Here is a 14,549-nt window from a genome sequence, read left to right as displayed (position 1 = left end):
CTGCCTCCACAACGCCCACACTTAGGTTTTCGACTTATCCCGGTCTTTTCTTTTCCCGGTGATCATCGACAGGGGTAGGTTTTCCTTTAACTGCAGGCTTTCATAAAGGGCGGCGGCGATGTGGAGGATCACCAGTGCGAGCAGAGTGTTGGCGATGTAGCCGTGAATGTCTTCGACCCACTGCACACCCCAGTAGCGGTCGATTTCAGCCATCATGTAGCCGGTGACGGCGAGCCCGATAAAACCCAGCATCATCAAAATCATGACCACGGCGCCCAGAGGGGTGTGGCCCATGCGGTGGTAATCCCGCCGTTTGACCAGGGCGCAGAGATGGGCTTTGAGCTTTGCGGGGGTGGGGAAGAAGTCGGCCCAGCGGGCGGGGCGGGGGCCGATAAAGCCCCAGAGTAAACGCACGCCGATCAGGGAAGCGGCGGTATAGCCCAGCCACTGGTGCCAGTCGTCTCCCTCTTCGTTCAGCCAGTAGTTGGCGACAAAGATACCCGCTATGGACCAGTGAAACAGCCGTACCAGCGGGTCCCAGAGTTTGACGGTGGAGCCCATTAGTCTTCGATCTCGGTTTTCACCGCTTCGCCGGTGACCGGGTGGTAGTAGATCTCGACTTTCTGGCCCTGCTGGTTCCAGCCATAGATTTCGTAGCAGTTGCCATCGGTGACTTTAAACACGTTGATCTTATAGCCTTCATCTTTCAGCTTTTGCTGAAAAGCCTCTTGATCTTGCCACTCAGACGGATCGGTGTCGGTGCATTGAGGGCCGGCCAGGGCAAGCGGGGCCGTCAGAGTCAGGGCGATGGCTGTCAGAATACGCATACTAATTTCCTCATTTGGGTAGGTAGTCCACCGGAGAATCTACCGGATGGGGGTAAGAGTTTCAATACTCTGGGCCGGGCTTGGCTGTGTTCGACACTTTTGCCCCGCTTAAGCCGGCCTTGCGGCTCACTTTCGCAAATTTTAGGCGAGATTTTAGGGTTAATTCGCTATAGTGGGCACTTTCGCGCGTAAAGCAACAAACTGAATATTCGGCCCCAAATAGCGTTATGAAAATACCCAAAAGACTCCAACCGCTGATCGATGACGGCTTGGTTGATGAAGTGATTACCCAACTGATGAGCGGCAAGGAGGCTCAGGTCTTCGTAGTGCGCTGCGCAGGCGAGATTCGCTGCGCCAAGGTGTTTAAAGAGGCGAGAAAGCGCAGCTTTAAACAGGCGGTGGAGTATCAGGAAGGGCGCAAGGTTCGCAACAGCCGCAGGGCCCGGGCCATGTCCAAGAAAAGCCGCTACGGGCAAAAGGAACAGGAGCAGGCCTGGTTGAGTGCAGAGGTGGACGCGCTCTATCAGTTGTCAGCGGCGGGTGTGCGGGTACCCGAACCCCACGGCTTTGTAGACGGTGTACTGCTTATGGACCTGGTGCAGGACGCCGAGGGTCACGTCGCACCGCGTCTGGACGAGGTGGCGCTTACGCCCGAACTGGCGCGCGATTACTACGCACAGGTGATTGCCGATGTGGTCCGTATGCTCTGCGCCGGTTTGGTCCACGGCGATCTATCGCCTTTTAACGTCTTAGTGGACGATCAGGGGCCGGTGATCATTGACTTACCCCAGGCCGTCAACGCCGCCAGTAACAACCACGCCGAGCGCATGCTCCAGCGGGACGTAGACAACATGCGCCGCTACTTTAGCCAGTTTGCCCCGGAGCTGATCAAAGTCGATTACGGCAAGGAAATCTGGCATCTCTACGAGGAAGGAGAGCTGCACCCCGATGTCCGCCTCACAGGCACCTTTGAGCCTGACACCGCCGAGGCCGATGTGGCCGAGCTTATGGCCGTTATTGAAGCGGCCAAACTGGAAGAGGAAGAACGCCAGGCGCGACTGCGCGCCGACCGGGACGATCACAGCGGCGACGGTATCGGTTAATGTCAAACCCTCACTTTAACCATCGAATAACTACTGCGTGAAGAATAGTAATGGCGTTTAGCCATCTCACCAATAAATGAGCAAGGAGCGCTTTTTGAAACAGATCATCGGCAGTATTTGCATTGTCTTACTTGCCTCTTCGGCGGTAGCGGAAGAATCATGGAATGATGTCAGCCGCCTTAATCCAACGCCCGTCGACCGTGTTATCGCTGTTCAATCCGAGCAAGATGTGGCTGAGGCTTTAGCATCGCTTAAACCTGGGCAAAAAGTGAGCATTTCAGGTTCCCGTCACAGTCAAGGCGGACATATCACTTTTCCTGGCGCGGTGGTTTTGGACATGACCGACTTTGACCAGGTTATCTCCGTTGACCCCGACAAGAAGGTGGCCATCGTTCAAAGCGGTGCCTCATGGGAAGACGTGCAAACAGCGGCAAACCCTCACGGCTTATCCGTAAAGGTGATGCAGTCATCCAACATATTTACCGTGGGTGGCTCGCTCAGCGCAAATGTTCATGGCCGCGACCCCAGGTTCGGACCCATTATTGAAACCGTAAGAACACTTAAAATTGCGCTTGCCGATGGCTCTGTGATCGAAGCCAGCAGGGCGAAAAATCCCGACTTATTCTATTCAGCCATTGGCGGATACGGCTTGTTGGGCGTTATATTGGAAGCAGAGTTAGAGCTTACCGATAATCTACCTTTGCTCAAAACTACCACACCCATAAGTCATGCCTCTTACGCCGATCAATTCAAGCAACCCGTCGACGACCTAAACCTGCATTTTGGCCGCTGCTCTTTCGCCAAGGGCGCCTCCTTTTTAGCCGACTGCTTCAGTATCGATTATCGAGAAAAGAGTCAATACCCCGAAGTCAGCGAGCTTTCCCTAGAGAAGGGTATCGCACGCAACGCCTTCTTTTTTGACCTGTCCAGAAAGTTCAATTGGGCAAAGCATTTTCGCTGGCGCATTCAGAAGAGCTTTGTTGATAACCCCAACAAGGTCGCAAGGATAGATCGTAATCAGGCGATGCAGCCGCCGATTAAGTTCCTTGAGTACGAAAGTGCCAATGATACGGATATTCTGCAGGAGTACTTTGTACCAGTTGAGATGTTTCCATCCTTTATGGAAGGATTGGAAAACGTATTGGTTCAACGTGACGTCAACCTTTTGAGCATGACCTTGCGCTACGTACCAGAGAATATCGAAAGTGTCCTTAGTTACGCTCAGTCAGAGATGATAGCTGTAGTCTTGTATATAAATATGGAGCTAAGCGAAGCGGCGATTAATCAGGCACAAAGCTGGACCCGCGCCTTGGTCGATCTCACACTGAAACACCGAGGAACCTACTATTTAACCTATCAGGGCTTCCCCACAACCGAACAGTTTAGGCAAGCATACCCTCGTTGGCTCGATTTCTTACGGACGAAGTGTCAATATGATCCGACAGAGATCTTTTCCAATCATTTTTATCATCAGTATCTAGCAGCATCGTATTTTGACGTTTATCAAAGTCCTGTGTCAGTTGATATCCGTAGCCTTTGCCCCCTGATCAGTAAAACCGGGGCCAGCCCGATCGGCTCGCATGAAGGCCAATAGGGTCAATCTGATCACTGACTTTACAAATTGATCTATAAATGCTCCCGAGCAGAACTCCTAATTCATGTTCAAGCATCCAGGCGCATAGGTTACAGGCAGTTCAGCTCAACTCTGTGCTTCTACAGGTACACCTGCTAAAGCGCATGCGCCCGGCTTAACCATTGATGTTCTTGAGCCAGATCAAAGCGGTCTAGCACCATCGACGTACACTGGCTCCAGGTTGTTAAGGAGCCAGTGTCATGAAATTTACCGCAGTACCCGCCGCTTTTACCCTTGCCGTTTTCTCTTCTTTCACCACCTCAGCCCAAGCCGCTGGTTATCAGGCCGGGGATGTCTTAGTCCGCGCTGGTGTAACCAGTGTTCAGCCCGACTCCAAGCGGGCCGGTGTGTTTGTCGAGGCACTGGGTGGCGATACGCCTTTGGCGCTATCGGTGGACAACGACAGCCAGCTTGGGCTGAATCTGGTGTATCTTTTTACTCGTAACTGGGCGTTTGAAGTCCTCGCCGCGACGCCCTTTGAACACGATGTGACCATTCATGACCCGCAAGGTGTGGCGCTTGGGGTATTTGATACCAGCGTGGATGGCGCGACCTTGGCAGAGGTCAAGCACCTGCCGCCGACGATCAGTGCACTCTATTATTTTTCAACAGACAACAACTTTAAACCCTACGTCGGTGCCGGCATTAACTACACAGTCTTTTTCGATGAGGCCTTCCAGACGGGGCCTGAGAGTTTGGGGTTTAACAGCCTGGAGCTGGACGACTCCTGGGGCTATGCCTTGCAGTTCGGCGCCGATATCCAATTGGGTGAGCACTGGCTGTTGAACGCGTCCGCGCGCTACATCGATATTGAAACGACCGCCACCTTTAAAATTGGTGAAGATATCGCCGGTAGCAGTGAGGTAGAGATCAACCCCGTGGTGTACTCCTTGATGCTTGGCTACCGCTTCTAGGGCCGGTATGTCTGCCGGTTTACAGCTCTTCAATGTGGTCCAAACAGCACTCGGCCCGCGCCAAAGTAGCGTCCCGCATCTCGCGGGATTGCTTGTCCCAGTTGCGGTAGACCATGCCGATGCGCGGGTTGTTTTCAAGCCTGTCGCGATGCTGGTGCATAAATCCCCAGTACAAGCTGTTAAGCGGGCAGGCGTCTTCGGTGGTTTTTTCTTTAACTCTGTAGTGGCATCCTGAGCAGTAATCGCTCATTTTCTGAATGTAATTACCGCTGGCGGCATAGGGTTTGGTGGCGACAATACCCTGGTCAGCGAACTGCGTCATACCACGCGTGTTGGGCAGCTCTACCCATTCCAGCGCATCGATATAAATGCCCAGGTACCACTGGTCGACCTCATCCGGATCGATACCGGTAATCAGGCAAAAGTTTCCCGTAACCATCAAGCGCTGAATGTGGTGCGCATAGGCGGAGGTTAAACTCTGGCCGATGGCGTGCTCCAGGCAGCGCATACGGGTTTTGCCGTTCCAGAAATAGCCGGGTAGGGGACGCGATGCCTTTAGGGTGTTGTACTGCTTGTACTCGGGCATATTGACCCAGTAGACCCCGCGAACATATTCGCGCCAGCCGAGTATCTGCCGCACAAACCCTTCAATTTGGGCAATATCAATAGCACCATTGGAGGTTTCATAGGCGTTGATGGCCGCGTCGATTACCTGCTTCGGGTGCAGCATCTTGGTGTTGAGAGCAAAAGACAAGCGGCTGTGGTACAGGCTCCAGCCGTGCGGCGAATGGGCGGTCATGGCGTCCTGAAAGCGGCCAAAGTGGGGCAGCAGGTGTTGGCAAAAGTAGCTCAGCAACTGCTTGGCTTGCGCGCGCGTCACCGGCCAGATAAACGGCTCGGAAAGCTCACCAATGGTGCGCACTTTGTGACGCTCAAGCCGCGCTCTAATCGCGCTGATGTCCGTCTCAAACAGCAGCGGCGCGGGAATTTCTTTAAGATCCGCCGGCTTTAACTTGCCGCGATTCGCCGCATCAAAATTCCACTGCCCGCCAACGGGCTTGTCGTTTTCCATAAGCAGGTTAAACCGGCGGCGCATTTGCCGGTAAAAGTGCTCCATGGTGAGGTGCTTGTTGGCGGTAAAGTACTGCTCAAGCTCATCAAAAGGCAGCAGGAAGTGCTCAGTGTCTACGCATTTTACGCTTGTTGCTTCAATCTCCATCCCGGCCAGCTGCTTTGCCAGGCGGTACTCGTCGGGCCGTTGATATTCAATCTCGCTGCACCTGTATTCGCGGCACAGGCGCGCCAGCAACGCCGGTAAACTGTCGTCCTGCTCGGTGTCGTCCAGGGTTAAGTGCAGCACATGAAAGCCGGCCTTCTGCAGGGCATGGGCAAAGTGTTCCATCGCGGCAAAAAAACCACAGACCTTTTGCAGGTGATGCGGGACATAATCGGTTTCCTGGCGCAGCTCGGCGATCACATAAAGCACATCGTCTTTATCGCCACTGAACCAGGAGTGCAGGGCGTTGAGCTGATCCCCCAGTATCAGCCGAAGTGTGGAATAACGCGGCTTAAACAAGGCTAATCTCCTAAAGGCCAATCCACCATATCCACGCTGTCCAGTGGCTGACACTGGGCCCTGCCAGACCAGCGGTTTACGTAGTCGCCGCCCGGGTCATACTGCTCGGCTTGTTTTTCCAGGTTAAAGTGCCGACCGCCGCGTGGGTCGGCGCCCACGCCGGCAATGTACTGCCAGTTGCCCCAGTTACTGGCGACGTCGTAGTCAATCAGTCGCTGCTCGAAATAGGCCGCGCCATAGCGCCAATCCAGCGCTAGCTCATTAACCAGGCAGCTGGCGGCAATCTGCCGGCCGCGGTTAGACATCCAGCCAGTGGCGTTTAGCTCGTGCATCAGCGCATTGACCAAAGGGTAGGGCGTGCTGCCCTGGCACCATTGTTTGAAACGGCTCGGGTAGAAGCTGGTGTTGGGCGCCTTGCCGGTGCCGCCATCAAATGCAAACAGCCGGGCTCCGCGGGCTCTGGCGCTCCAGTAAAAATACTCGCGCCAGAGCAGCTCAAAGTAAATCCAATAAGTGGACTCGTTGGCACCGTGCTCGGCTTCGTAGACTTTCAGTGCCGCCACTATCTGGCGAGGGCTGAGGGCGCCATGGGCGAGGTAGCCAGACAGCTGCGTGGAAAAGCTTTCGCCCATCAGGGCATTACGCGTCGCTTTGTAATCACTGGGCGCTCGGCTGGAGAAGTAGCGCGCTAAATGCTGCCGGGCACTGGTTTCACCACCTGAATAGTAGCTGTTGTCGGCGGCCATCAGCGCTTCAGGCCAAGGGGTTACCGGCGTTTGCGGTGCGCCGGGCAAGTTGGGCACCGCGATTTGCGCAGGCGCAACCTCCAGGGTTTCAAAGCGTTTGCGCGCCGGGGTAAAGCTGGCGGGCAAATCATTCAGGGCAAAAGGTAAATCCGTAAGGGTAAAGAGGCTGCTGCTATCGCCGGCAAAAAATTGCTGCCGCGGAAACGCCTTCTGCAATGCTTGCCACTGGGCCTGCTCATAGACACCGGCGGGAACACTGCGGCCAATATGGCTGATGCGATGGTCTTTGATGTAGCGGCCGACTACGGCGACCAGATCACCCGATTCCACTCGCAGACACTGATTGAGCGCCGTCAAACCCTGGTTAAGCTCAATCAGGGTTTGTTTAAGATACCCGAGTTGCGCGCCACTGGCTGACGTTTGACTGTAGTGCCTGCTAAAAGCGTCTTGCGGGCGCAGACAATACAGGCAAATCAGCTTATCGACTTGTGCGCTAAAGCTCGCCAGTGCGGGGTTGTCCAGCAAGCGGCAATCGTGATCAAAGATAAACAGGCCAATGGAAGACATAGTAACCAGCAGATATATTCAGGTTCAGCCCAGCTATACGCCAAAACCGGCCAAAAAGATCGCCAGGCAAGCCAAATACTCTCAAACGACCTGGTAGCGCTTGATCTCTTGCGCCCAGGCCACTAGATTTAATGGTTGTGACACGGAAACTCCAGTAGCCCGCAGGACGCTCTCATGATCAAAAAACGTTATCTCGTAGTGGCATTGGCGGCTATGGTGCTCGGCGGCGGCTACGCGATCCCTGAGCCGCGTGTAATTCCCGTCTCTGGCGCCACCGAGGCCGACTGGAATAAAGACACTTTCTGGTACGAGCCCTGGGGCAGCTCCGGGGTGCACAAAGGCATCGACATCTTCGCCCGCAAAGGCGCCGATGTAATTGCCCCAACCAATGTACTAGTGGTTTATCGCGGACAGTTCGGCAAGGGCGGGAAGGTGATCGTGGCTCTCGGGCCCAAGTGGCGGCTACACTATTTTGCGCACCTCGATCAGATAGAAGAGGGCGCTGGTCGCATTGTGCCAGCGGGTACAGTACTCGGCGCCGTGGGCGACAGCGGTAATGCCAAAGGCAAACAGGCGCACCTGCATTACTCCATCGTGAGCCTCCTTCCCAGGCTCTGGGCGATGGACAACTCCACTCAAGGATACAAAAAAGCATTTTTCATCAATCCGATCACATACCTGACGCAGTAAAAGAGCTTGCACGCAAAGCATGGAAAACACTCTGAGGGGCTTGATTGTAAGTCTACTTATTCTTTTATCGATGATGTGGTTTGGTATTGGCCTGGTCGCGCCTTTGACGCCCTCTAGCAGTTTGCCCTCGGTAGGGGAGCTAATCGTCTTTGCCGGCTTTCCCCTGGGGCTGTTAGCGGCGGGTTTTACCGTGTCGAATCATATTGTCGCCAAAGTGACCCTGACCATTTTGTCTCTTTTTGTCATCGCGGTCACAGGGTCACTGATGTGGACAATGACTCATTGAGTCTTCTAATGCGCCGAATACGAAGGTCCGGATAGAGGCTCTCTTCTCCCGCCTCGGGCATCGACCAACGCCTTTGTGGAATAACTCTTGCGATACCCTCGTCACACAGAGGCCTGAGCGGCCTTTTTGTTCTTTGCACAGGGCAAGTTTTACACCTGGGTGTAAATCTTGCCCTGTGCTGCGTGATTGGCCAGTGCCCCAGACGAGGAGAAGACAATGAGTAAGTCCGACAAGTACACCACCACCGATGCCGGTATTCCCGTAAACAGCGATGAACATTCCCTCACCGTTGGGCCGGATGGGCCGATTGTGATGCACGACCACCAGCTGGTGGAACAGATGGCCAGCTTTAACAGAGAGCGCATTCCCGAGCGCCAACCTCACGCCAAGGGCAGCGGCGCCTTCGGCCACTTTGAGGTCACCCATGATGTCAGCGCCTATACCAAGGCGGCCGTGTTTCAGCCGGGCACCAAAACCGATGTGTTGATGCGTTTTTCAACCGTGGCCGGTGAGCGCGGCAGCCCCGACACCTGGCGCGATCCGCGCGGCTTTTCAGTGAAGTTCTACACCAGTGAGGGCAACTACGATCTGGTGGGTAACAACACACCCGTATTTTTTATTCGCGACCCCATGAAGTTTCAGCACTTTATCCGCTCGCAAAAGCGCCGGGCCGACAACAACCTGCGCGACCACGACATGCAGTGGGATTTTTGGACGTTGTCACCAGAGTCGGCGCATCAGGTCACCTGGTTGATGGGCGACCGCGGTATCCCGCGCAACTGGCGCCACATGAACGGTTATTCGTCACACACCTACATGTGGGTGAACGCCGAGGGTGAAAAATTCTGGGTTAAGTACCACTTCAAATCGGATCAGGGCGTGGAGTGTATGACCCAGGAGGAAGCCGACAAAATGGCCGGCATGGACGGCGATTACCACACTCGCGACTTGTTCAACGCCATTGCCAAGGGCGACCACCCGAGCTGGACGCTCTGCATGCAAATTATGCCGTTTAAAGACGCCGAGACCTATCGCTTTAACCCCTTCGATTTAACCAAGGTCTGGCCCCACGGCGACTACCCGCTGATGGAAGTGGGCAAGCTGACGCTCAACCACAACCCCACGGACCACCACACCGAAATTGAACAGGCCGCGTTTGAACCCAACAATATGGTGCCTGGTGTAGGCGTAAGCCCCGACAAAATGCTGCTGGGCCGTATGTTTGCCTACGCCGACGCTCATCGCGCGCGCTTGGGTGTGAACTACAAACAGATCCCCGTCAACAAGCCGCAGTGCCCTGTGCACAGCTACACCAAAGACGGCGCCATGCGCACCGAAAACGTCAGCGATCCGGTTTACGCACCCAATTCCAAGGGCGGCCCCCACGCCGATCCCGAGCGCGCGCCCAATATGGAAACCTTTGGCGCCAGTGGCGATATGGTCCGCGAGGCCTACACCAAACACCGCGATGACGACGACTATGCCCAGCCTCGTGCGCTGATCAACGACGTCATGGACGATGACGCCCGTGAGCGACTGGTCAACAACGTCACTGGCCACCTATGCGACGGCGTCTCCGAGCCCATCCTTGAGCGAGCCTTTGAGTACTGGAAAAACATCGACCGGAGTATCGGCGAGCGTATTGAAAAATCCGTGCGCGAACAGCTGAAAAAATCGTGAGCCAAACGCATCGGATGTTCTTTGGATAAAAAAGCCGGCCTCTGAGGGCCGGCTTGCGTTGGTTTACAACGGGTATTTGGGGAGCATGTGACTACTGATACTCAACCCGCCATAATTGCGGCGCACCGGCCCAGTATTCCCACTGGCGAATATCACCGCCGTCTGCAGTGCTAAACTCGAACACATCCAGCGCTTTACCGCTGAATCGAGAAATGATGCCGTAATTGCCGTTGCCTTCATCGACAATTTGCCACTGTTGGTTTTCACCGCCAAGGTACGCCCACTGACGAATCTCACCACCGTCTTCGGTACTCCATTCGTACACGTCCAAGGATTTACCGCTGTGCGCCGCGCGAATAGAGTAGTAGCCGTTATTCAGGTTGACAATATCCCACTGCTGGTTTGCACTGCCGTTGTCTTCCCACTGAACGACATTGGCACCATCGTCGTGACTGCCTGAGGCAACTTCAAGCAGCTTACCGCTGTGAACCGATGAGAAAGAAACCCTTCCGTTTGGCAGAACCCCGTTCGGCTCATCCACCAGAGAAAAGTTACGGGTAAAGCTTGGCCAGCCGTTGGAAAAATTGATTTGCATAATATCCAATCGCGCAGGCCAACCATTCGCTGTCGTCCCGTCATAGTAGTGAAAGGTCGCCAGATTCTGACCGTAGTTGTTCAGATAACCAAAGTGGCCAGGGCCGATATAGATCCCCTCAGTGGCGAGCACGGTACTGCCGCCGTAGTTCCACATATCAACGCCGCCTCTATCGCGGTAGGGGCCGGTGGGGCTGGTGGAGCGACCCATCACCACATAGTAGTTGCTGGCATTACCCGCACAGCAGTCCCCCAGATTGGCAAACATATAGTAGTAGCCATTCATGTACTGAACCTGGGCGGCCTCAAACTCGTGCCAGGCGCCATTATTGCCCACAACGGGGTAGCGATTGCCATTGAGCAAATGCCCTGTTGCCGGATTGATTTGACGCATATAAATACCCGCGTAATGCGAGCCATACACCATCCATACATTATTGTTGGCGTCGCGAAACAGTCCCGCATCGATCGCATTGACCGGCTGACCACCGGAGTAGGGCTCATCGACAGTGGATACCACCATCCCCAGATCCTGCCAGTTGGGATTGTTCAGCGAGTCAGTCACCATCACCCCAATCGCGGACTTCATGCCGGTGGCATCGGAGAAAGCCGAGTAGTAAAGGTAATAGCGACCGTTCATTTCGATAATATCCGGCGCCCAGAAATTGCCATCAAAACCCGGGACCTTATTGTTGATCCAACTGGGATAGGTGTTGGGTGGAACCGGGGAGGGGCCCCGTGTCCAATTCACCAGATCCGTGGAATAGAGGGCATTGAGAGGAAAGTTGGAAGCGCCAGCGCCCGTTCCAAAAGTCCAATAGGTATCACCATCCTTAACAATCGTTGAAGGATCATGAATATCAGTGGTTCCGTTTAAACTGAGCGCATGAACATGCAGGGTAACCAGAAGCGAGAAGCAGATAACCAGTGTCTTTGACACATAAATCATTATTTTCATTGTACTCTCCGTCATTGATTATTGTATCGGGAGCACGCACTACCTAAAGCGTGATCACAACCTATCCAATATAGGTATTATTATCGTACAATATAAATCATCCGATAAATATGCGACCAATCGGCTTTTTTGCCTTCAGAAATATCAATTTTTAATAACTGGAGGGCATTAATTGAGTGTTTTCGTTATACGTGAGCGAGAATCCACTCGGAATCATGCAAATCAGAGGGATTCAGGCGAACCAAGAAACCGAACCAAGCAACATCTTTACCGACAATATTTTTGAGTTTCAGCACAAGAAAAAGTATTATATTACAATAATGTGCCACGCCGAACCGGACGCCGAATAATGACAATAATTCCCAATCTTAGAGTCCTTGCGCCATTCACACTATTGCTTCTATGCGGCGCTACTTTCGCTGGTGTCATCGAGCAAAAGGTACTCGACGAGGGCGGCAGCGGAACCTATAAAGCAATAGCGGCGACACAGGAATCACTGCCCGGCTATGTGGTTTATCGCCCTGTGAATTTAGCGCAGGCCGTAAAAGCCGAGGGCCCTCTGCCGGCTATCGTCTTTGCCAATGGCGGCTGCAATGACACTTCTTTCCCTTTCGAGCGAATGCTCTCGGAAATCGCTTCTCACGGGTATCTTGTTATAGCACTTGGCGCCATGCAGCGGCGCCTGGATGATCGTCAACTTGAAAAAGCCGACAACGCCATGATGATTAGAGCTGTTGACTGGCTTGCCATACAATCGGCGTCTGAGCAAAGTGAGTTTCACCATAAAGTAGCCTTGGATCGCATTGCCTCCGCTGGGCAGAGCTGCGGCGGCGCGCAAGTACTGGCAACGGCCTCGGAGCCGCGCTTTACCACCTACCTGATGTTCAATTCAGGTATTGGCGATATGACAATGGCGGAGGCTTCGCGACGCTCTTTAAGCGACTTGCACGCCCCCATCCTCTATTTGCTCGGTGGCGAGACCGATGTGGCCACGGCGAACGCCCAGTTGGATTATCAAAGAATTGAGCATGTGCCAGTTGTTTTCGCCAATCACCTCACGGCGGGCCACTCCGGCACCTTCGAGCAGGCCTATGGCGGCTCCTTTGCCGCGCTTGCGCTTATGTGGCTGGATTGGCATTTAAAAGACCGTAAACAATTCAAGTCCGTATTCGCCGAACACAAGCCAGAAGCTTTTCCTGACTGGGAGCTGAAGGCAAAAAGTGTTGCCAGCCACGTTCTACCCTAATAAGCCCCACGGAGACGGCACGATGAAACGCTTTCAAACTCTAACGCTTTTGCCACTAATGTTGTGCTGTTTACTCTCGGCGCAGGTACTGGCGCATGATATGCAGCGGGTGACTGTAGCCCAAGGTGATTTGCAGGGTAAAAAGGAGGACGAGCTCACGGTCTTTAAAGGCGTGCCCTTTGCCAAGCCGCCTGTAGGGGAGCTTCGCTGGAAAGCGCCACAACCACCCGAAAAATGGACAGGCGTTCGCAACGCATTGGAATACGCTCCGTCTCCCATACAAGGCGGTGAGCCGCCCGCGGGCAAGAGCGAAGACAGTCTCTACCTGAACATCTGGACGCCGGCAAAAACGCCGGCGGACAAACTGCCTGTGCTGGTCTGGATATACGGCGGAGGCTTCAGTTTCGGCACCACCGCCGACGCCTTAACCGATGGTACTCACCTGGCCAACAAAGGCGTCGTACTTGTTTCCATTGCCTACCGGGTAGGACAACTGGGCTTTCTCGCCCACCCGGCGTTAAGCGCTGAAAGTCCGAATAAAGTCTCGGGCAACTACGGGCTGCTGGATCAGATCGCCGGATTGCAGTGGATTCAGGACAACATCCAAGCCTTTGGCGGGGACCCGAATAGAGTGACGATTTTTGGTGAGTCGGCGGGCGGCATCTCCGTGAGCATGCTCGCTGCATCACCTCTGGCCGAAGGGCTTTTTCACGGTGCCATTTCGCAAAGTGGCGGCTCATTTGGTCCTTCGAGAAAAATCAATTACCCCGGCGAAAACATGATCACTCTGGCACAGGCTGAGGCCGAAGGCATTGACTATGTGAAAACGTTCGGCGCTTCATCCATTGATGAGCTGCGAGAGTTAGACGCCGAAGCGTTTATTCCCAAGGGCTGGTCTATGCCCGGTGGCTGGCCCATTTTTGACGGGCACGTTATTCCTGATGATCAGCACAAGCTCTACCAACAAGGTCGCTACAACAAGGTTCCGGTATTGGTGGGCTATAACTCCGATGAAGCGCTTATGTTTGTCAGAGACAGCGACCCCGAGCCCTTTACGGAAGGCTTGAAAACGCGCTTCGGGAAGTTTGCCGAACCGTTAATGGCGGCCTACGGCATCAGCGACACGGAGGTCAATCGCCAGTCACGCAATCTGATCCGCGATGCGGCCTTTGGCTGGCATACCTGGAGCTGGGCACGGCTGCAGGCAAATGACAGCGCGGCCCCTGCGTATCTTTACTATTTTGATCAGGCACCGTCCTTCCCGGAAGGCTCACCGCGACATGACCACGGTGCCAATCACGGGCAGGAGATCGCCTATGTATTCCAACGCGTTGACCCGAATAGAGAAGAGGCCATGGCCTCAGACGCGAGGATTTCCGAGGCCATGGCCAGCTACTGGACCAATTTCGCCAAGCACGGAAACCCCAACGGCAAGGGCCTGCCCAAGTGGCCTGAGTTTAAGCCGGGCTCATCCACCGTCATGTATTTTCAGCAAACGCCGAAACTAGGCCCCGTACCCGATAGAGAGGCCCTGCTGGTGTTGGATGAATACTTTGAGTGGCGCCGCACGGCCGAAGGCGAGGCCTGGGCAAATCAGTAGTCGCAGCTGCTTCTGATTGAAGATGAGCACCCACCAAACGACGAATCATTCTCTAAAGGACAAGTGCTCAAAGAAAAAGCCGACACCATTTCTTGGTGTCGGCTTTTCTAAGCTTTCCTAGACTTCTGT

At 54.3% G+C, this 14,549-nt stretch carries 13 protein-coding genes; 8 read left to right on the top strand and 5 right to left on the bottom strand.

Features of this window, described 5'->3' with window-relative positions:
* Window positions 1-21: 21 nt before the first annotated feature.
* Both QWI16_RS09740 and QWI16_RS09735 read right to left on the bottom strand, forming a co-directional pair.
* Window positions 22-561: a cytochrome b/b6 domain-containing protein gene (locus QWI16_RS09740; RefSeq protein WP_302712717.1), complete on the bottom strand. Its 540-nt coding sequence runs from the start codon at window positions 559-561 to the stop codon at window positions 22-24.
* The gene (locus QWI16_RS09735) at window positions 561-827 is read right to left on the bottom strand and encodes a PepSY domain-containing protein (protein WP_302712716.1); all 267 of its coding nucleotides are present in this window, start codon (window positions 825-827) and stop codon (window positions 561-563) included. The genes QWI16_RS09740 and QWI16_RS09735 overlap by 1 nt, the downstream gene beginning before the upstream one ends.
* Before the next feature lie 227 nt (window positions 828-1,054).
* On the opposite strand from QWI16_RS09735, the gene QWI16_RS09730 reads away from it, so the two are divergent.
* The 3 genes from QWI16_RS09730 to QWI16_RS09720 all read left to right on the top strand — a co-directional run bounded on the left by QWI16_RS09730 (window position 1,055) and on the right by QWI16_RS09720 (window position 4,477).
* A complete protein-coding gene (locus QWI16_RS09730) occupies window positions 1,055-1,930 on the top strand; it encodes a PA4780 family RIO1-like protein kinase (protein WP_302712715.1) in 876 nt (291 codons plus the stop codon).
* Between the two features lie 94 nt (window positions 1,931-2,024).
* Complete coding sequence (locus QWI16_RS09725; protein WP_302712714.1) at window positions 2,025-3,524, top strand: FAD-binding oxidoreductase; 1,500 nt, start codon at window positions 2,025-2,027, stop codon at window positions 3,522-3,524.
* 239 nt (window positions 3,525-3,763) lie between these two features.
* Window positions 3,764-4,477 carry an OmpW/AlkL family protein gene (locus QWI16_RS09720; RefSeq protein ID WP_302712713.1) on the top strand — a complete coding sequence of 238 codons (714 nt, stop codon included), beginning with the start codon at window positions 3,764-3,766 and terminating at the stop codon, window positions 4,475-4,477.
* Between the two features lie 19 nt (window positions 4,478-4,496).
* On the opposite strand, the gene QWI16_RS09715 is transcribed toward QWI16_RS09720, so the two are convergent.
* Entirely contained in the window at window positions 4,497-6,053 is a 1,557-nt protein-coding gene (locus tag QWI16_RS09715; protein ID WP_302712711.1) for a cryptochrome/photolyase family protein, read from the bottom strand.
* 2 nt (window positions 6,054-6,055) lie between these two features.
* Window positions 6,056-7,366 carry a DASH family cryptochrome gene (locus tag QWI16_RS09710; RefSeq protein ID WP_302712710.1) on the bottom strand — a complete coding sequence of 437 codons (1,311 nt, stop codon included), beginning with the start codon at window positions 7,364-7,366 and terminating at the stop codon, window positions 6,056-6,058.
* A gap of 174 nt (window positions 7,367-7,540) precedes the next feature.
* Between QWI16_RS09710 and QWI16_RS09705 the strand changes: the two genes are divergently transcribed.
* The 3 genes from QWI16_RS09705 (at window position 7,541) to QWI16_RS09695 (ending at window position 10,022) form a co-directional block, all read left to right on the top strand.
* Window positions 7,541-8,056 (top strand): M23 family metallopeptidase, encoded by a 516-nt coding sequence (locus QWI16_RS09705; protein WP_302712709.1) that lies wholly within the window; start codon window positions 7,541-7,543, stop codon window positions 8,054-8,056.
* Window positions 8,057-8,075: 19 nt separating this feature from the next.
* Complete coding sequence (locus QWI16_RS09700) at window positions 8,076-8,342, top strand: hypothetical protein (protein WP_302712708.1); 267 nt, start codon at window positions 8,076-8,078, stop codon at window positions 8,340-8,342.
* Window positions 8,343-8,558: 216 nt separating this feature from the next.
* Window positions 8,559-10,022 carry a catalase gene (locus tag QWI16_RS09695; protein WP_302712707.1) on the top strand — a complete coding sequence of 488 codons (1,464 nt, stop codon included), beginning with the start codon at window positions 8,559-8,561 and terminating at the stop codon, window positions 10,020-10,022.
* A 91-nt stretch (window positions 10,023-10,113) separates the two neighbouring features.
* Here the strand turns inward: QWI16_RS09695 and QWI16_RS09690 are convergent, their stop codons facing one another.
* A complete protein-coding gene (locus QWI16_RS09690) occupies window positions 10,114-11,574 on the bottom strand; it encodes a family 43 glycosylhydrolase (RefSeq protein ID WP_302712706.1) in 1,461 nt (486 codons plus the stop codon).
* A 349-nt stretch (window positions 11,575-11,923) separates the two neighbouring features.
* On the opposite strand from QWI16_RS09690, the gene QWI16_RS09685 reads away from it, so the two are divergent.
* Entirely contained in the window at window positions 11,924-12,820 is an 897-nt protein-coding gene (locus QWI16_RS09685) for a dienelactone hydrolase family protein (protein WP_302712704.1), read from the top strand.
* A 22-nt stretch (window positions 12,821-12,842) separates the two neighbouring features.
* Window positions 12,843-14,420, top strand: coding sequence for a carboxylesterase/lipase family protein (locus QWI16_RS09680; RefSeq protein WP_302712702.1), 1,578 nt, complete (start codon window positions 12,843-12,845; stop codon window positions 14,418-14,420).
* Window positions 14,421-14,549: the final 129 nt, after the last annotated feature.

The sequence above is a fragment of the Gilvimarinus algae genome, from assembly GCF_030518215.1.
GTDB lineage: Bacteria > Pseudomonadota > Gammaproteobacteria > Pseudomonadales > Cellvibrionaceae > Gilvimarinus > Gilvimarinus algae.
This window is presented reverse-complemented; position numbering and strand designations above follow the sequence as displayed.

Coding starts and splice junctions, on each gene's coding strand:
- QWI16_RS09730 (WP_302712715.1), top strand. CDS start 1,055: ATGAAAATACCCAAAAGACTCCAACCGCTGATCGATGACGGCTTGGTT.
- QWI16_RS09695 (WP_302712707.1), top strand. CDS start 8,559: ATGAGTAAGTCCGACAAGTACACCACCACCGATGCCGGTATTCCCGTA.
- QWI16_RS09740 (WP_302712717.1), bottom strand. CDS start 561: ATGGGCTCCACCGTCAAACTCTGGGACCCGCTGGTACGGCTGTTTCAC.
- QWI16_RS09680 (WP_302712702.1), top strand. CDS start 12,843: ATGAAACGCTTTCAAACTCTAACGCTTTTGCCACTAATGTTGTGCTGT.
- QWI16_RS09690 (WP_302712706.1), bottom strand. CDS start 11,574: ATGAAAATAATGATTTATGTGTCAAAGACACTGGTTATCTGCTTCTCG.
- QWI16_RS09735 (WP_302712716.1), bottom strand. CDS start 827: ATGCGTATTCTGACAGCCATCGCCCTGACTCTGACGGCCCCGCTTGCC.
- QWI16_RS09700 (WP_302712708.1), top strand. CDS start 8,076: ATGGAAAACACTCTGAGGGGCTTGATTGTAAGTCTACTTATTCTTTTA.
- QWI16_RS09710 (WP_302712710.1), bottom strand. CDS start 7,366: ATGTCTTCCATTGGCCTGTTTATCTTTGATCACGATTGCCGCTTGCTG.
- QWI16_RS09705 (WP_302712709.1), top strand. CDS start 7,541: ATGATCAAAAAACGTTATCTCGTAGTGGCATTGGCGGCTATGGTGCTC.
- QWI16_RS09720 (WP_302712713.1), top strand. CDS start 3,764: ATGAAATTTACCGCAGTACCCGCCGCTTTTACCCTTGCCGTTTTCTCT.
- QWI16_RS09685 (WP_302712704.1), top strand. CDS start 11,924: ATGACAATAATTCCCAATCTTAGAGTCCTTGCGCCATTCACACTATTG.